General features: G+C 73.1%; 12 protein-coding genes. 3 read left to right on the top strand and 9 right to left on the bottom strand.

The window, feature by feature from the left end; genetic code table 11:
• Positions 1-235: 235 nt before the first annotated feature.
• The gene (locus tag ACSU6M_RS20915) at positions 236-1,066 is read right to left on the bottom strand and encodes a class II aldolase/adducin family protein (protein ID WP_437071297.1); all 831 of its coding nucleotides are present in this window, start codon (positions 1,064-1,066) and stop codon (positions 236-238) included.
• Positions 1,067-1,256: 190 nt separating this feature from the next.
• Between ACSU6M_RS20915 and ACSU6M_RS20910 the strand changes: the two genes are divergently transcribed.
• Both ACSU6M_RS20910 and ACSU6M_RS20905 read left to right on the top strand, forming a co-directional pair.
• Positions 1,257-1,889, top strand: a complete 633-nt coding sequence (locus ACSU6M_RS20910) for a hypothetical protein (protein WP_437071295.1) — start codon at positions 1,257-1,259, stop codon at positions 1,887-1,889.
• 51 nt (positions 1,890-1,940) lie between these two features.
• Entirely contained in the window at positions 1,941-2,420 is a 480-nt protein-coding gene (locus ACSU6M_RS20905; RefSeq protein WP_437071293.1) for a pyridoxamine 5'-phosphate oxidase family protein, read from the top strand.
• Positions 2,421-2,423: 3 nt separating this feature from the next.
• Here the strand turns inward: ACSU6M_RS20905 and guaA are convergent, their stop codons facing one another.
• Positions 2,424-4,004 (bottom strand): glutamine-hydrolyzing GMP synthase, encoded by a 1,581-nt coding sequence (gene guaA, locus ACSU6M_RS20900; protein WP_437071292.1) that lies wholly within the window; start codon positions 4,002-4,004, stop codon positions 2,424-2,426.
• 340 nt (positions 4,005-4,344) lie between these two features.
• Here guaA and ACSU6M_RS20895 point away from each other — a divergent pair, with 340 nt between their 5' ends.
• Entirely contained in the window at positions 4,345-4,755 is a 411-nt protein-coding gene (locus ACSU6M_RS20895; RefSeq protein ID WP_437071290.1) for a chorismate mutase, read from the top strand.
• A gap of 702 nt (positions 4,756-5,457) precedes the next feature.
• On the opposite strand, the gene ACSU6M_RS20890 is transcribed toward ACSU6M_RS20895, so the two are convergent.
• The 7 genes from ACSU6M_RS20890 to ACSU6M_RS20860 all read right to left on the bottom strand — a co-directional run bounded on the left by ACSU6M_RS20890 (position 5,458) and on the right by ACSU6M_RS20860 (position 17,215).
• Complete coding sequence (locus ACSU6M_RS20890) at positions 5,458-7,236, bottom strand: GMC oxidoreductase (protein WP_437071288.1); 1,779 nt, start codon at positions 7,234-7,236, stop codon at positions 5,458-5,460.
• Positions 7,237-7,333: 97 nt separating this feature from the next.
• On the bottom strand, positions 7,334-8,953 hold the full coding sequence (locus tag ACSU6M_RS20885; RefSeq protein WP_437071286.1) for a succinic semialdehyde dehydrogenase: 1,620 nt from the start codon (positions 8,951-8,953) through the stop codon (positions 7,334-7,336).
• Positions 8,954-9,125: 172 nt separating this feature from the next.
• Positions 9,126-9,890 (bottom strand): serine/threonine-protein kinase, encoded by a 765-nt coding sequence (locus ACSU6M_RS20880; RefSeq protein WP_437071285.1) that lies wholly within the window; start codon positions 9,888-9,890, stop codon positions 9,126-9,128.
• A gap of 43 nt (positions 9,891-9,933) precedes the next feature.
• On the bottom strand, positions 9,934-11,592 hold the full coding sequence (locus ACSU6M_RS20875; RefSeq protein ID WP_437071284.1) for a serine/threonine-protein kinase: 1,659 nt from the start codon (positions 11,590-11,592) through the stop codon (positions 9,934-9,936).
• An 81-nt stretch (positions 11,593-11,673) separates the two neighbouring features.
• Positions 11,674-12,738, bottom strand: coding sequence for a serine/threonine-protein kinase (locus ACSU6M_RS20870; RefSeq protein WP_437071282.1), 1,065 nt, complete (start codon positions 12,736-12,738; stop codon positions 11,674-11,676).
• Between the two features lie 149 nt (positions 12,739-12,887).
• Positions 12,888-14,453, bottom strand: a complete 1,566-nt coding sequence (locus ACSU6M_RS20865; RefSeq protein ID WP_437071280.1) for a serine/threonine-protein kinase — start codon at positions 14,451-14,453, stop codon at positions 12,888-12,890.
• 146 nt (positions 14,454-14,599) lie between these two features.
• The gene (locus ACSU6M_RS20860) at positions 14,600-17,215 is read right to left on the bottom strand and encodes a protein kinase (RefSeq protein ID WP_437071278.1); all 2,616 of its coding nucleotides are present in this window, start codon (positions 17,213-17,215) and stop codon (positions 14,600-14,602) included.
• Positions 17,216-17,355: the final 140 nt, after the last annotated feature.

Here is a 17,355-nt window from a genome sequence, read left to right as displayed (position 1 = left end):
ACGGGACCCCTTGACCGACGATACGGAGGAACGCGGGGACGCGCCCAGCATGGAAGCCCGGATGTCGGGGGTTGCCGAGCCCGCCTCACCCCAACCGAGCCCAGCCCACGTCACCTCACCCCGACCGAGCCCAGCCCACGTCACCTCAATACGCCCAAGACCACCTCACCTCACCTCAACCGAGCCAAGGCCACCTCACCTCACCTCACCTCAACCAAGCCAAGGCCACCTCACCTCACCCAAGAAGATCCGGTTCGCTGCGGCTGATGTCCTGCCACAGCGGCTGGTAATTGATCCACGCCACAAGGTCGCCGCCGAGCTGTTCGCGGGTGGCGACGGCCATGCGGTGGTCGATGAGGACGGGGCGGCCGGCGGCGCGTGCGGTGAGCTGGACCTGGGAGGAGCGTTCCATGGTGATGAACCACCAGGCGGCGGCGTCGACGGAGTCGCCGACGGTCAGCAGACCGTGGTTGCGCAGGACGAGGGCCTTGTGGGAGCCGAGTGCCGCGGCGATCCGGCGTCCCTCGTCGGCGTCGACGGTGACGCCGGTGTAGGCGTCGTACAGCGCGTGGTCCTCGTAGAAGGCGCAGCTCTCCTGGGTGATGGGGTCGAGGAGTTCACCGAGGGCGGCGAGGGCGCGGCCGTGCACGGAGTGGCAGTGGGCGACGGCCACGACGTCGGGGCGGGCGGCGTGGACCTGGGCGTGGACGGTGAAGGCGGCCTGGTTGACGTGGAAGCGGCCGTCGAGGACCTGGCCGGCGGAGTTGGCGAGGACGAGGTCGCTGACGGTGACGTGCTTGAAGGGGATGCCGAAGGGGTTCACCCAGAAGCAGTCGCTGTACTCGGGGTCGCGGGCGGTGATGTGCCCGGAGACGCCGTCCTCGAAGCCGAGCCGCCCGAAGACGCGCAGGGCGCCGGCCAGCCGCTCCTTGCGGTGCCGGCGTTCGTCCTCGACGGAGTCGTGCAGGGGCGGCATCGCGAACCGCAGCTGATCCGTCGGGACGGCGGGGGGCGGGGTCGGCTGGGCCGGCGGGGTCGGCTGGGTCTGCCGGGGCGTCCCGTGCATCGAGTCCTCCAGGCGAGGGGTGCTGTACGGGCCGGAAGTTACCGCCGGTCCGCCGAGGAGGACAGGCCGTTGCGCAAACATGGCGCACGTTACAGAGGAGGGGGACGCAACCATCGCGAGGGTTCGCCGGTCCGGTAACCGGAGTCAGAAGTTCAGCGCCGTCGTCCGGCCACCGCAGTCAGGAGCCATCGTGAGCCTCGTCGAGAAGCACATCACCGCCGTCATGCGGCAGGTCGCGTCCCAGGACGTCGTCGAGCTCGACCACCCGTACGCCAAGGCACAAACCGTCGCCTCGCTGGCGTACATCGCGGAGGCGTACGGATTCCGGTACGCCGACGCGCGGCTTGAGGGCGACCCGCAGCACAAGTCGCTGCACGTCTACCTCGTACGGGACGACGACGACCGGGCGCGGCAGCGCGCGGCGGCCAACGCGGCGGCGTTCCCGCAGGCCGGCGCGGGCGGCGCGGTGCCCGGCATGCGGCCGGGCACGCTGACGCCGCTGCCGGAGGCCGAGGCGGAGGTCGATCTGCTGAGGGCGCTCATCCGGTTCGACACGGCGGGCGCGGCCGGTGACCCCAAGAAGTTCCTGACCATGTCGTGGGCGATACCGCTCGTCCTGGTGCCGCTGGGTGTCCTGACGGGCAAGCACCTGGTGCTGTTCCCGCTGGCGGCCGCCCTTCCGGTCCTCCTCCTGGTCGCCCTGCGGATCAACGTGCGCAAGCGCGCCAAGCTGGCCGAGCGGCTGGAGGCGGCGGGCTGCACGCCCGTGCGGGACCAGCAGGGGCGGGAGCGGTACGTCCGTCCGGTACCGCACGACGCGTAGACACGGCGATACCGGACAGAGGATGTCGGGTATCCGCGCCACACTCCCCGTATGGCAGACGCAGCGAACTGGCAGACCTTCACCACCGCCGAACCCGACCTCGCCCGCACCGTCGAGGAACGCTTCGGCGCCTTCACGCACCACGTCCTGGCCACCCTCCGCAAGGACGGCTCGCCCCGGACCACGGGCCTGGAGGTCCGTTTCCTCGGCGGCGAGCTGTGGTTGGGCATGATGCCGGACTCGCTCAAGGCGCTCGACCTGCGCCGGGACCCGCGGTTCGCGCTCCAGGCGAACCCCGGGGAGGGCCAGTCGATGGGCGGGGGCGACATCCGGATCAGCGGGCGGGCGGTCGAGGTCCACGACCCGGCGGAGAAGGCCCGGTACGCCGAAGAGGTGGAACCGCCGGAGCCGTTCCACCTCTTCCGTGCCGAGCTGACGGAGGTCGTGCGGACCTACGTCGAGGACGACAAGTACCTCGTCCTCCAGGTCTGGAAACCCGGCGAGCCCCTGCGCCTGATCAAGCGCACCTAGGGCCTACTCCCACTCGATCGTGCCCGGCGGCTTCGACGTCACGTCGAGCACGACCCGGTTGACGTCCCGCACCTCGTTGGTGATGCGGGTGGAGATCTTCGCGAGGACGTCGTACGGCAGCCGCGACCAGTCGGCCGTCATGGCGTCCTCGGAGGAGACCGGGCGCAGGACGATCGGGTGGCCGTAGGTGCGGCCGTCACCCTGGACGCCGACGGAGCGGACGTCCGCGAGCAGGACGACCGGGCACTGCCAGATGTCGCGGTCGAGGCCGGCCGCGGTCAGCTCCTCGCGGGCGATGGCGTCGGCCTCGCGCAGCAGGTCCAGGCGGTCCTTGGTGACCTCGCCGACGATACGGATGCCGAGGCCGGGGCCGGGGAACGGCTGGCGCTGGACGATCTCCTCCGGCAGGCCGAGCTCCTGGCCGACCATCCGGACCTCGTCCTTGAACAGCTTGCGCAGCGGCTCGATCAGCTTGAACTCGAGGTCCTCGGGCAGACCGCCGACGTTGTGGTGCGACTTGATGTTGGCGGTGCCGGTGCCGCCGCCGGACTCGACGACGTCCGGGTAGAGGGTGCCCTGGACCAGGAACTCCACGGCCGGGCCCTCGTCGGCGATGATGTCCGCCTGCGCCTGCTCGAAGACGCGGATGAACTCACGGCCGATGATCTTCCGCTTCTCCTCGGGGTCGGTGACGCCCTTCAGAGCGGCGAGGAACCGCTCCTCCGCGTCCACGACGACCAGCTTGACGCCGGTGGCGGCCACGAAGTCCTTCTCGACCTGCTCGGTCTCGCCCTTGCGCATCAGGCCGTGGTCGACGTAGACGCAGGTCAGCTGGTCGCCGATGGCGCGGGCGACGAGGGCGGCGGCGACGGCGGAGTCCACGCCGCCGGACAGACCGCAGATGGCGCGCTTGTCGCCGACCTGCTCGCGGATGGCCGCGACCTGCTCCTCGATCACGTTGCCCGTGGTCCAGGAGGGCTTCAGGCCCGCACCGCGGTAGAGGAAGTGCTCCAGCACCTGCTGGCCGTGCGTGGAGTGCATGACCTCGGGGTGGTACTGGACGCCGTAGAGCTTCTTCTCGTCGTTCTCGAAGGCGGCGACCGGGACGACGTCCGTGGAGGCGGTGACGGTGAAGCCCTCGGGGGCGGCGGAGCAGGCGTCGCCGTGCGACATCCACACGTGCTGCTCGGCGGGGGTGCCCTCGAAGAGGGTGGAGGACGTCCGGGAGACGTGCAGGTCGGTACGGCCGTACTCGCGGGCGCCGGTGTTGTCGACGGTGCCGCCGAGGGTCTGCGCCATCAGCTGGAAGCCGTAGCACATGCCGAAGACGGGGACGCCGGCCTCGAAGAGCTCGCGGCCGAGGCGGGGCGCGCCCTCCTCGTACACGGACGAGGGGCCGCCGGAGAGGATGATCGCCGCCGGGTTCTTGGCGAGCATCTCCTCGACCGGCATGGTGCTCGGCACGATCTCGCTGTAGACCCGGGCCTCGCGGACTCGACGGGCGATGAGCTGGGCGTACTGCGCGCCGAAGTCGACGACCAGAACGGTGTCGGGGACGGCGGCAGCGGGGGTCGCAGATGACACGGGTTGCCTTCCGGCGGCTGGGCGGGGGTCTTCTGCTGTCCGATTCTACCGAGGTGGGGGCGGGAACCCGCCCCCGCTGCCGGGCTACGGCCGGACAGTCGCGCATCTCACCATCCGAACCGGCTTGGACGCGCGCGGCAGGCCCGGCATACTGAACCCCATGCTCACGCAGACGACCTTCCTCTTTACCTATGGCAACCGGCCCGCCGGCTGCCATGGTCGTGCTGCTTGAGCTGACGCCAAGCGACTTTCCAGGCGCCCCGGGCCGACAAGGCCCGGGGCGTCTGTCGTTTCTCCGGGTCCTGCCGCTCCGGGGCACCCTCCCGACAGGAGCCCCTCCATGACCACCACCACCGCCGAGCAGACGACCACCGAGCAGACGACCGCGGAGAGGACGACCGCGGAGAGGACGACCACCGAGCGGACGACCGCCGGGAACAGGACCTCCGCGGAGAAGACCGGCGCGGAAAAGACCCCCGCGGAGAAGACCGGCGCCCACACCCCCGAGGCCGCCGACGTGATCACCGGCGCCCGGGAGCGCATCGACGCGCTCGACGACCGGATCATCGGCCTGATCCAGGAACGCATGGCCGTCTCCGCCGTCATCCAGGAGGCGCGGATCACCTCCGGCGGCCGCCGGGTGAACCTCTCCCGCGAGATGGAGGTGCTCGGCCACTACCGGGACGCGCTGGGCAGGCCCGGCACCGCCCTCGCCATGACGCTGCTCGAACTGTGCCGGGGTCGCATCTGAGTTCGACGCCGCTCTCACCCGTACGGCGCGTGACCGCCAGGCGAATCGGTTCGTTGCTCCGGATGTCCGCGTCAGCCAGGCGCGGGCCCGAAAGAACCACGCGTGGCTCGCTGGGGCGATGAGACGTACGGATCGTGCTGTGCGTCGTGGGACCTCGCTCCAGGGTCGTGACCGGACGGCAGGGGACAGCAGGCCGGTCACCCAAGAGAACGGTCGGCTCCGGGGACGCCCGGGGCCGGCCGGCGGAACCCGTCCCCCTCCGAAGCGCACGGCCCCCACCCCATGACTCCCGTGTCCCCCACCCCACCAGCGGCGCAGCCCCCCCCCGGCGCCGCTCCGGCACCGACACCGCCCTGACGTCGGTGCTGACGAGAGAAGGGCCCCGCGGCGCAGCCCCGCGGGGCCCTTCGTCGCGCCGCCCCCGCAGCTCCCGCAGCCCCGGCCCCGCCGCCCGCAGCCCCGCCCCCGCAGCTCCCGCAGCCCCGGCCCCGCCGTGTGACCCAGCTCACCTCAAAATGATCCGGATCCGGGGGCAACCATTCACAGGCTTCACTGATCAAACGAGGCGTTCCCAGGGACGCACCTGCGCCCGCCCGTGATCTCGAGGTCTGTGTACCCCGCCTGAGCTCTGGGGCGTCGTACGTCGCACAGGACAGCCGGAGGGACCTGCGCTCGGAGGGGGGCGCAGGTCCCTCCGGCTTTTCACACCTTGGGCGGCACCGCCGGCAGCCCCAGGAACGGCAGCTTCAGCGCGCCGAACGCGTCTGCGGGCACGGCCGGGGACTTGGGCTCGACCGGCTGGAGACGCTGGTACGCCGATCCCTGCGCGGGACGCGGATCGTCCTCTCCCTTGTTCGGCCAGAAGGACATCGCCCGCTCGGCCTGCGCGGTGATCGTCAGGGACGGGTTCACCCCCAGGTTGGCGGAGACGGCCGCACCGTCCACGACCGAGATGCCGGGGTGGCCGTAGAGCCGGTGGTAGGGGTCGATGACGCCCGTCTCGCGGGAGTCGCCGATGGGGCATCCGCCGAGGAAGTGGGCGGTGAGCGGGGTGCCCATCAGCTCGCCGACATTGGACCCGGCGAAGCCGTTGATCTCGGCGGCGAGGGCGTCGGCGCCCTCCTGGGCGGCCCGGATCTGCTTGGGGTTGGGCGAGCCGTGGCCCTGGCGGGCGGTGAGCAGGCCCTTGCCGACGCCGTCCGGCTTCAGATACGTCGTCAGGGAGTTGTCCAGCGACTGCATCACCAGGCCGATGATGGTCCGCTCCGACCAGCGCCGGTTGGACAGCGAGCGCAGCACCAGCACCGGGTGCCGGGCGGCGTTGGCGAGCCAGCCGAGCACGCGGGAGGAGTTCTCGGCGTAGGGGACCTGGAGGATCGACAGGCTGCCCATCGAGTTGGAGCCCTTGCCGTAGCGGACCGGCTCGATGTGGGTGTTCTCGTCCGGGTGGATGGAGGAGGTGATGGCGACGCCGCGGGTGAAGTCGGGGCGGCGCTCGCCGGTGACCTTGCGGTAGCGGCGGTCGGTGGTCTGTGCGCCCACCAGTGCCTCGGAGTTGGTGCGGGTCAGCTCGCCGAGCCGGTCGGAGAGGTAGGGCAGACGGCCGCTCGCCTTCATGCGGTGCAGCAGGGTCTGGGTGCCGTAGGTGCCGGCGGCGAGGACGACTCGGCGGGCCTTGAACGTACGGCCCTTGCCCTTGCGGCGGTTGTCCGTCGGCACGGTGGTGACGGCGAACCCGCCCTGGGAGTCCTCGGTGACCGCGACGACGGTCGTCATCGGGTGCACGACCGCGCCCGCCTTCTCGGCGAGGTAGAGGTAGTTCTCGTTGAGGGTGTTCTTCGCGCCGTGCCGGCAGCCGGTCATGCACTCGCCGCACTCGATGCATGCCTTGCGGGAGGGTCCCGCGCCGCCGAAGTACGGGTCGGCGACCTGCTGTCCGGCCGCCGCCCTCGCCTTGCCGTCGGCGTCCTTGCCGTCGCCGAAGAACACGCCGACCGGGGCCATGTGGAAGGTGTCGCCGACGCCCATCCGCTGCGCGGCCGCCTTCAGGTGCACGTCCGACGGGGTCATCGTCGGGTTCAGCCGCACGCCGAGCATGCGCCGGGCCTGGTCGTAGTACGGCTTCAGCTCCTCCTGCCAGTCGGTGATGTCCCGCCACTGGGGGTCCTCGAAGAACGGTTTCGGCGGGACGTAGAGCGTGTTGGCGTAGTTGAGGGAGCCGCCGCCGACGCCCGCGCCGGCCAGGACCATGACGTTGCCGAGGAGGTGGATGCGCTGGATGCCGAACAGGCCGAGCCTGGGGGCCCAGAGGTAGTTCTTCAGGTCCCAGGAGTTCTTGGGGAGGCTGTCGCGGGTCCAGCGGCGGCCGGCTTCCAGGACGCCTACGGAATAGCCCTTTTCTGTGAGGCGCAGGGCGGTGACCGAGCCGCCGAAGCCTGAGCCGACGACTATGACGTCGTAGTCGTAGGTGTCCTGGGGCACGTGTGCTCCTCGTTGAGTCAGAAGTGCGGCCGTCTGTGGTTTCTCGCGCTCACGCGGCACAGCCGCATATCGCTGCGGCCCCGCGCCCCCGGATCGGCTACCTGAACCGGAACGCCTTCATCAGGCGCAGACTCGTGCTCATGAAGCGGGCGTACGACTCGTCGTCCATCCCCAGGGACGGCGCCATCGGCAGCAGCCGTTGGTGGGCGACCGTCTGCGCCTCGGTGTACTTGAGGATGCCCTCGGAGCCGTGGCGGCGGCCGAGGCCGGAGTCCTTCATGCCGCCCATGGGGGACTGGACGGAGCCGTAGGCGGAGGCGTAGCCCTCGTTGACGTTGACGGTTCCGGTGCGCAGGCGGGCGGCGATGGCGCGGCCCCGGCGGCCGTCCTTCGTCCAGACCGAGGAGTTGAGGCCGTACGGTGTGGCGTTGGCGCGCTCGACCGCCTCCTCCTCCGTCCGGAAGCGGTAGATCGAGACGACCGGGCCGAAGGTCTCCTCGGTGCAGACGGACATGGGTTCGGTGACGCCGTCGAGGATGGTCGGCTCGAAGAAGTACGGGCCGATGTCCGGGCGGGCGACGCCACCGGCGACCACCTTGGCGCCCTTGGCGACGGCCTCCTCCACATGCCGCTTGACGGTCTGCAGCTGGCGTTCCCCGACGAGGGAGCCCATGTCGGCGCCGTAGGCGAGGGACGTGCCGAGCCGCATGGCCCTGGTGCGGGCGGCGAAGCGCTCCAGGAAGGCGTCGGCGACGGACTCGTGGACGAAGAGCCGCTCGATGGAGATGCACAGCTGGCCGGCGGAGGAGAAGCAGGAGCGGACCGCGCCCGCGGCGGCCTTGTCGAGGTCGGCGTCCTCGAGGACCAGCATGGCGTTCTTGCCGCCGAGTTCGAGGGAGACGCCGACCAGGCGCGCGGCGGCGCCCTGGGCGACCTCGCGGCCGGTGCGGGTGGAGCCGGTGAAGGAGACGTAGTCGGCGTGGCGGACGACCTCGGGGCCGACGACCGGGCCGTCGCCGAGGACCACCTGGAAGACGTCGTCGGGCAGCCCGGCCTCGATCAGCAGGTCGCGGGCCCACAGGGCCGTCAGACACGTCTCCGTGTCGGGCTTCATCACCACGGCGTTGCCCGCGACGAAGGCGGGGAGCGCGTCGCCGACGGAGAGTTCGAGGGGGTAGTTCCAGGGGGCGATCTGGCCTATGACGCCGCGCGGGTGGCGCAGCTCGGTGACCTTGGTGAGGGCCGGGACGGCGCCGGTGTGCCGCTTGGGCTTGAGATACGCGGACGCCCTGCGGCCGTAATGGCGGGCGGCGACGGCGACGGCCTGGACCTCCTCGTGGGCGTGCAGACGGGCCTTGCCGGTCTCCAGCTGGATGAGGTCGAGCACCTCGGCCTGGCGTTCCAGGACGAGGTCGTGGAAGCGGAGCAGCACGGCGGCGCGCTGCCGTACCGGCACGCGGGCCCAGACCGCCTGGGCGGCGCGGGCCGCGTCGAAGGCACGGGCCACGTCCTCGGGGGTGGACTCGGGGAGGTCGGCCAGCTTCTCGCCGGTGAACGGCGTGTGGTTGGCGGTGCGGCCGGAACCCGTGACGCCCTTGGTCAGTTGGGCCACCAGCTCGGGGGTGACCACATCGGCGGCGGTGCGTACGCCCGCGGGGGCGGGGGCGACGGGATTGGTGCCGGGGGCGGCCTTCTCGGGTGCCTGCGCTTCGGTCATGACGCGCAGGGTATGCGCAGGCGAGGGCTTTGTGTACCCGTCGGTAATAGGGATTCACCGACTGCACACAAGACGCCAGTGATCACTGGCAACAAACGCCCTGATCAGGGGCTTGTTCCCCTCCCTTCACTCGTACACCAGTTTCCGACGGGCCTGCCCGACCGCTGCCCGCTCACGTGGACCGCCCGGCGGCCGCCGGCCTCTCCCCGGCCAGCACCGCCAGCTCCGTCGCGGCGCGGGCCGCGGTCGGGCGCCGGTCCGGGTGCGGGGACAGCAGGGCCGAGATCAGCGGGCCGAGGGGGCCGGCGGGCCGGGCGTGCCCGGCCGGTGGTCCGCCCTGCGCCGCCGCGTGCAGGAGCGCTCCCAGCGACCACAGGTCGGAAGCCGGCCCGGCCTCCCGCCCCGCCCGGCGCTCGGGCGCCGCGTACTCCCCGACGGTCGCGGGCGCGACACCGAAGCCGGTGAGGACGACCCGGCCCGTGCCCTGCTCGACAAGGACGTTCGCGGGCCGTACGTCACGATGGACGATCCCGACGGAGTGCGCGGCGCGCAGCGCGCCGAGGACGGCGAGGCCGACCCGGGCGCACTCGGCGACGGGCAGGGGTCCTCGGGCGAGGAGGTCGCGCAGGCACTCGCCGCGCACCCACTCCATGACGACCCAGGGCCGTCCGTCCTCGACCACCACGTCATGGATGGCGACGGCCGACGGATGCTCCACCCGCGCGGCCACCCGCGCCTCCCGGTACACCCGGTTCGCGGCCCGCCGCCCCGGCTCGCCGTCTTTGCCGTACGGCAACCGGGGCCGCCGTAACGCCACCTGACGCCCCGCCAGCTCGTCGAACGCCCGCCATACGGTCCCCGAGCCCCCGGACCCGAGGCGCCCCGCCAGCCGGTACCGGCCGTCGACCAGGTGTCCGTCGCGCACGCGTTCGCTCATGCCCCATGCCTACCGCGCGGGACGCGAGTTGTCGAAGGGACGGTCAGGGGTTCTTGATGTCCAGGGAGTCGACGGCGATCTCGGCGATCTCCCGGCCGTCCTCGGCGAAGTGGCCCTTCGCCGGGTAGTCGATCCACAGCCGGTACATGTCGCCGTTCTCGGCCTTGTAGTACAGCAGCCGTGCCTCGCGCTGGAGCGGCGCGGTGCTGTCGGACGTGGTGTAGCGGACGGTGTTCTCGGCGGCGTCCTTGCCCTGGAACGTGGTGTCCTTCGGGCCGCCCCGGGGAGCGGGCTTGTCCGAGACGTCCCAGGTGTACTCGCCGTCCCTGATCGTCTCCCACTCGTCGTGGGCCCGGCCCGAGGCGGAGTCGGGGATCTCGCCGTTGACGTCGTCCTTCTTGATGTCGCGGTTCACGCTGACCCACACGGCACCGCTCGGGTCGGTGTACGAGGCGAAGGTCCCGTCGGAGTCGTCCTCGGCCGGCACCTTCTCGAAGCTCTCGGGCACCGCGACGCTCGCACCGACCGTCGTCCCGAGGTCGCGCGTCGTCCAGCCCTCGGGCAGCGGGCCCGCGAAGGGGTCCGCGACGACCAGGTACGCCGCCACCGCACCCGCGACCACGGTCGCGCCGATCCCGAGCAGCGCCTTGCGGCCGAGCCGGACGCCGCCCCGGCCGCCGCCGCCCTCGGCCCGCACGACCTGCGTGGGCGCCGGGGCGGGCGGGTTGGCGGCCTGCTCCAGCAGCGCACGCACCTGCGCGGCGTCGGGCCGGTGGGCCGGGTCCTTGCGGAGGAGGCCGTTGATGACGTCGGCCAGCGGCCCCTGCGCCGCGGCGGGCGGCGCGGGCGTGGCGTTGAGGACGGACTGGAGCGTGGCCGGGGTGTTGCTGCGGCGGAACGGCGAGACGCCCTCGGTCGCCGCGTACAGCACCACGCCGAGCGACCAGAGGTCGGAGGCGGGGCCGGGGCGCTGGCCCAGCACCCGCTCGGGCGCGATGTACTCCGGGGAGCCGACGAAGCCGCCGGTGTCGGTCAGGTTGGTCTCGCCCTCGATCTGGGCGATGCCGAAGTCGGTGAGGACGACCCGGCCGTGCCGGCCCAGCAGGACGTTGTCCGGCTTGACGTCCCGGTGCAGGATGCCGGCCGCGTGCGCCGCCTCCAGCGCGCCGAGCACCTCCAGGCCGACCTTGGCGGCCTCGCGGGCGCTGAGCGTGCCCTCCTGGAGGGCGGCGCCGAGAGAACGTCCCTGCACCAGCTCCATGACGATCCAGGGCTGGCCCTCGACGACGGCGACGTCATGGACGTTGACGACCGCCGGATGGTCGAGGCGGGCCGCGGCGCGGGCCTCGCGGCGCATCCGCTCGAAGGCGTTGGCCCGTTCCCGCTCGGGAAGGTGGTCGGGGACGCGGGGTTCCTTGACCGCGACCTCACGGTCCACCGTCTCGTCCTTGGCCCGCCACACCGTGCCCATGCCGCCGTGCCCCAGCTTGGAGAGCAGCCGGTAACGGCCTGCGATCAGCCGCCCGGCGCCCGGATCGGGGGCGGCCTGCTGCTGCGGGACGACCTGGGTGGGCGCCGCGTACGGGTTGCCGGGCTGCGGCACACCCGCGGAGGGTTGCCGCGCCTGCGGCGGTTGCGGCGGTTGCAGACCGAAACTCGTCGGCTCGTCGGCCCCGTAGCGGGCTCCCCCGTTGTTGCTCATGAGGTCATGCATATCGCGCCGGGCGGCTCCGCAGCCACTTGACCGCAGGCGCGGTCACAGACCCGTGACCCGAGGGGTCGCCTATCTCCCGTTTATACGGGTAGGTCGGCTCGACGCGGGCGCGCTGGGCGTGATCTGAGGGGTGCTCACCGAGGTCGACGGCGTGGGTGCCGGTGGCCGTTCGCCGTCCCCGCCGCCGTTGACCAGCAGCGCCGCCGCCGACAGACCGGCCGCCGCCATCGCCGCCACCAGCAGCGCGACCGCCAGCCGGCCGCCCCGCCCCGGCCGCTGCTCCGGCTGCGGCTGCGGGGTGCGGCCGGTGTCCAGGAAGCCGCGCAGCATCCGCTCGGCGTCCGCCGCGTCCAGCCGCCGCTGCGGATCGCGCTCCAGCAGCCCCCGTACGACGGGCAGCAGCGGCCCCGCCTGGACCGGCAGCCGCAGATCGTCGGAGAGCACCGCGTGGACCACCGCGCCGAGCGACTCGCGCCGGAACGGCGACTCGCCGCTCACCGCCGCGCACAGCAGCGCGCCCAGCGACCACAGGTCGGACGCGGCCCCGGTGCCGGAGCCGGACATGCGCTCGGGCGCGGTGTACTCGGGCGAGCCGACGAAGGAGCCGGACTCGGTGAGGGTGGTGGTGCCGGTGACCTGGGCGACCCCGAAGTCGGTCAGGACGACCCGGCCGGAGCCGTTCTCCACCAGCACATTGGCGGGTTTGAGGTCGCGGTGCAGCACCCCGGCCGCGTGCGCGGTGCGCAGGGCGCCCAGCAGGGCGACGCCGATCCGGGCGGCCTCGTGCGCGTCGACGGGCCCGCGCCCGGCGATCCGGTCGGCGAGCGAGGCCCCGTCGATGAACTCCATCACCAGATAGGGCCGTTCGTCGTGCTCGACGACGTCGTGGACGACGATGACGTGCGGATGCCGCAACTGGGCGACCGCGCGCGCCTCCCGCAGCGTGCGCTCGCGCCGGCGGCGGCGCTCGTCCGCGGAGAGCGAGTCGTCGAGGGCGAGTTCCTTCACCGCGACCGGCCGGCCCAGCAGTTGGTCGGTGGCGCGCCACACCACGCCCATGCCGCCGCGACCGAGCACCGTCTCCAGCCGGTACCGGCCCGCGATCACCCGCCCGCCAGCCCCCTCGGTCCCCATGCGCCCCATGATGCCCCAGCCGGAGCAGCGCCCTCCGGGGCGCGGGCGCGCGGTTGGCCGACAACCGACGGTGGAGGCGGGCGTTCGTCGGGAGGAGCCGGGGCGTTTGTCAGGAGGAGCCGGGGCGCGTCGGGAGGAGCCGGGGCGCGTCAGGAGGAGCCGGGGCGCCAGCTGCGCAGCAGGATGTCGAACTGCTTGCGCATCGTCGGCCAGTCCGCGGCCGGGGCAGAGGCGTAGAGGGCGTACTCGACGCCGTCGCGGGAGATGTACATCTGGTCGATCGCGCGCCGCGGACCCGGCGCGGTCGTGACGTCGTCGCTGTTCCGCGCGGTCCAGGTGTACTCCCACAGCGCGCCGGGACGGTCGCGGAAGGTGATCCTGCGCATGCCGATGCGCCGGTAGTCCTGGAGCCCGTCCACCTGCTCCTCCAGGTCGCGCTGGTGCTCGTACGGGTCGTCGAAGTGGGGGTCGGGGTCGACGGCGATCCGGAAGAAGTGCTCGCCGCCGTCGGGCGAGTAGTCGACCTGACCGGTGGCCTTGTCGAACTCCGTGCGCCGCCACTCCGGTCCGGGCAGCGCGATGCTGAAGCCGTACGGGTCGTCGCGGCGCACCCAGCCGTCGGGCAGGGTGGCGGGGTTCTGCCGCCGAGGGGGCGTGGACTCGCTCCGGACGGCGGCATCCCGCTCCCGCCACTGCTGGATGCCCACCGCGGTGCCGCCGCCGATCAGCGCGGCCAGGACGACCACGAGGGCGAGGGTGCGTCGCCGGCGCGGACGCCTGGGCGGCGTAGGACCGCCGTGCATCTGCGGATACGGCGTCGTCGACGACGTGGGCGAGGCGACGGCCCCCTCCTGCGGCGGACCCGCCTGCGCCGGGACGTACGCCTGGGTCGCGGTCGGGACTCTGCCCTCGGCCGCCTCCATCAGCATCCGCTCGGCCTCCGCGACGGCCGGACGACTGGCCGGATCCTTGCGCAGCAGGGCGTCGATCACGGGTGCGAGCGCACCGGCGTTGACCGGCCGGTCGGCCTCCTCCTCGACGACGGCCTGCATGGTGGAGATGGGCGAGGTGCGGCGGAACGGCGAGCGGCCCTCCACCGCGGTGTACAGCGTCGCGCCGAGCGCCCACAGGTCCGAGGCGGGGCCGGGGTCGTGGCCGCGCACCCGCTCCGGGGCGAGGTAGTCGACGGAGCCGACGACCTCTCCGGTGCGGGTGATGGTGGAGTCGCCCTCGATCTGGGCGATGCCGAAGTCGGTGAGCAGCACCCGGCCTTCGCTGCCGAGCAGGACGTTGCCGGGCTTGACGTCCCGGTGCAGGACGCCGGCGCCGTGCGCGGCACGCAGCGCGCGCAGCACCCACAGACCGATGCGGGCCGCCTCCGCGGGCTCGATGCGGCCCTCCTCCTTGACCGCGTCGGCGAGCGAACGCCCTTCGACCAGCTCCATCACGATCCACGGGCGGCCGTCGTGCTCCAGCACGTCGTGCACGGTGACGACGGCCGAGTGGTTGATCCGCGCGGCCGCCCGCGCCTCGGCCCGGGTCCGCGCCAGCAGGACGGCCAGGTCGCTCTCCGAGACGTAGAGAGCGGCCGTCAGTTCCTTGACGGCGACGGTCCGGTTCAGCACCTCGTCCTGTGCCCGCCAGACCCGGCCCATGCCACCCCGGCCGATCGATTCGGCCAGGCGGTAACGGTCCGCAATGAGCTGGCCCTGCATCTGATTCACGTTGCCCCGCTTTGATATTGACAGGGTCAGGGTAAGGACCGGTGACCTGACGGGGAACACGCGGGGCCGCTCGGATACCGCACTGTGACGGTTGTCGCTTTGCGTGACGGAAGGGAACCGAAACGGCCCTCCCCGATTCAGCCGCCCGTCGCCTGGTAAGTAGCGGCCGCCTGCTCGTACAGCCGTGTCACCTCGTCCCGTTCGGCCTCGGGGCCCCGCACCTGCACCACGTGGTAGCGGCCGTCGTGGAGGATCGCCGCATTGCGCACGAACAGCTCGCGGCCGTCGCCGGCGGTCCAGGTGAACTGGCCCTCGGCCATGGTCCGCGCGCCGACCGAGATGGTCTTCAGGCCGGTGGCGGTGGCCCAGCTGGAGTCGCGGTAGGGCTGCAACTCCGGTTCGCGCTCCCGCTGGTAGACCATCGGGTCCGAGCCGAACTCCGCCGTCGAGTCCCGTCCGGGCACGACGATCAGCTCGAAGGCGCCGTGCGTGTAGCGCACCTGTCCGCGGCCGTTGCGCGGGGCGCGGTCCCAGCCGTCGGCGACGGCCACCCGGAAACCGGCCTCGTCGGAGCGCAGGGTGAAACCGTCGGCGACCTCGGGGCCGGTGGTCTGCGTCTCGGTCGAACCCGAGGACTCGGAGGGGTCGTTGCCGCCAGGTGTGGTCTGTTCGGGGCGCGGCTCGCTGCTGGCGGACGGGGTGCGCTCGGGTACCTGCCCGGCCTGGCCGGCGGCACCGGTACGGTCCGCGCCGGGTGCGCCGCCCGAGCCGGCCTCGTCGGCCTTGGGCATGAAGAGCATGGCGTACGCGATCGCCGCGGCCATCGCCAGCAGCACCGCCACCAGCAGCGTGCGGCCCAGGCTGCGCGGCGAACGCTCCGCCGAGCGGGCGGGGTTGTACCGCTCCGGCTCGGGCCGCTCGTGCGTGAGCCGTTCCGGCCGCTGCCGTTCCCGCTGCCGTTCCCGCTGCCGTGCCGGTCTGTGCCGCTGCTCCTGCTGCCGGGCCCGCTTGTGCCGTCCGTGCGGTGTCGGCAGCCCGGCGCGCCGCCTGCGCACCAGTTCCCCGCGCCGGCGCACGATCGGCAACCGCCCCGGGTCCACCGGCGGCGTGGCGACCACGTGCAGGCCGGCCTCCGGCTCGGGCGCGGACCGCACGAGCGAGCGCAGCCAGCCGCGCAGCTCCTCGAAGTCGATGCGCTCGGTGGGGTCCTGACGCAGCAGCGACTCCACGACCGGCCGCAGCGGCCCGCACTCCTCGGCGAACGCCGGCGGCTCCGCGCACACCATCTGCACCAGCTCGGCCGTCGAGTCCTCCGGGTAGGGCGCATGCCCCTGTACGGCCCGGAAGAGCAGCGCGCCCAGCGCCCAGAGGTCGGTCGCCGGGCCGATGGGCGCGGCGAGCTGCCAGTTCTCGTGCACCGGCCCGGCCTGCTCCGGGGCCCAGCGCTCCGTCACCGGGCCCACCACGGCCATCCGCGCCTGCCGTGCCCGCTCGGCGGCGAGCGCGGTGGCGGGCCCGCGGCGGGCGGCGCCGGGAAGATCGTCCCACCGGCCCGGTCCGACGGACGGGACCGGACCGCCGGGGCCTTCCGCGGCCTGCGGCTCCGCCTGCCCGTGTCCCATGGGCGGGAGGGCGGCCTGCCGGCCCACGCCGGTCGCCGACGTGCCCGGTCGGGGCGCGAGACCGTGCACCCCGTAGGGGTCGGCTATCCGGCCCGGTGGTGAGCTGTGCGGGCGGTCCTGGAGCTCCTGGCCGCGGGCCGCGGCGCGTGCCCCCTCCCGGTAGGCGGCGATGGCCCCGGCGCGGGCGGCGCGTACGTCGTCGGCGCCGCCGCTCTCCAGCGCCCGGCGCCCGGATCCCTCCGGCGCCATCGGGCCCCCGGTCCCGCCCTGGGCTGCGGGCAGCCTGCCGGCACCGCGCGCCTCGATGGCGGCCCGCCGCGCGGCCTCGGCGTCCCCGGCGGCGTCCCCGCGGAGTCCTATGGTCCCGCCGGGAGGCACCGCGGCGCCGGGGGGCACTGCGGCGGTCCTGCCGGGAGGCACCGCGGCCCGGCCGGAGGGCACCGTCGCACCCCCGGCCCCGGAAGCCCCGTAGCCCCCGTCACCGCCGTGCGGCTCCTCGGTGTCCTCCGGTGCCGGTACCGGGTCGTATCCGCACAGCGCCTCCTCCGCCGCCCCGACCGCGAGGCCGGTGAGCATGACGCGGCCGTCGTCGCAGACCAGCACGGTGCGGGCGGTGATGTTGCGGTGCACCCAGCCGTGGGCGTGCAGCACCCGCAGGGCCATGAGCACATCGGAGGCGACCTCGGCGGCCCGGTACGGCGTCAGCGGCCGCTCGGCGAGCAGCGCCGCCAGCGGCCGCGCGGCCACCAACTCGCTGACCACCCACAGCGAACCGCCCTCGGCGAACACGTCGAAGACCTGGTCCAGCCGGGGATGGTCGGGGATCGCCGCCGCGGCCTGCGCGGCCTCCACGGCCCGTCGCACCGCCGGATCCGCGGGCCTGCGCACGCTGCCGGGCGTGTTCGGCCGCCGGGCGCCGCGGTCGCGGTCCCGTGCGGTGAACCCCTCGGGCAGCCCCTCCGCGTCGAGCACCTCCGCCTCGACGACCTCGGGCAAGGGCACCTGCCGGACCAGGACTTCCTGCCCGCTGTAAGTGTCGAAGGCGCGGGTCTCGGTGAGTTCGTACTCGTCGGCGGGTGGCAGCGGCAGGCGGTAGCGGTCGGCCAGCACCCGTCCCGCATAGTCGTCCACGTTGCCTCCCCCGGCGGCCCGGCTGGTCAATTCCGTTCGTCTGGCGTCCCGTTCCGGATGCGTACGGTTCGCAAGCACTCACGATACGTGCCGGAGGCAACCCGCACCGAGGGGATGGGAGATCTGGCCCCTACTCCCCT

It is taken from the genome of Streptomyces sp. enrichment culture (assembly GCF_964272895.1).
Lineage (GTDB): Bacteria > Actinomycetota > Actinomycetes > Streptomycetales > Streptomycetaceae > Streptomyces.
This window is presented reverse-complemented; position numbering and strand designations above follow the sequence as displayed.

Coding starts and splice junctions, on each gene's coding strand:
- ACSU6M_RS20915 (WP_437071297.1), bottom strand. CDS start 1,066: ATGCACGGGACGCCCCGGCAGACCCAGCCGACCCCGCCGGCCCAGCCG.
- ACSU6M_RS20905 (WP_437071293.1), top strand. CDS start 1,941: ATGGCAGACGCAGCGAACTGGCAGACCTTCACCACCGCCGAACCCGAC.
- ACSU6M_RS20895 (WP_437071290.1), top strand. CDS start 4,345: ATGACCACCACCACCGCCGAGCAGACGACCACCGAGCAGACGACCGCG.
- ACSU6M_RS20885 (WP_437071286.1), bottom strand. CDS start 8,953: ATGACCGAAGCGCAGGCACCCGAGAAGGCCGCCCCCGGCACCAATCCC.
- ACSU6M_RS20880 (WP_437071285.1), bottom strand. CDS start 9,890: ATGAGCGAACGCGTGCGCGACGGACACCTGGTCGACGGCCGGTACCGG.
- ACSU6M_RS20875 (WP_437071284.1), bottom strand. CDS start 11,592: ATGAGCAACAACGGGGGAGCCCGCTACGGGGCCGACGAGCCGACGAGT.
- ACSU6M_RS20870 (WP_437071282.1), bottom strand. CDS start 12,738: ATGGGGACCGAGGGGGCTGGCGGGCGGGTGATCGCGGGCCGGTACCGG.
- ACSU6M_RS20865 (WP_437071280.1), bottom strand. CDS start 14,453: ATGCAGGGCCAGCTCATTGCGGACCGTTACCGCCTGGCCGAATCGATC.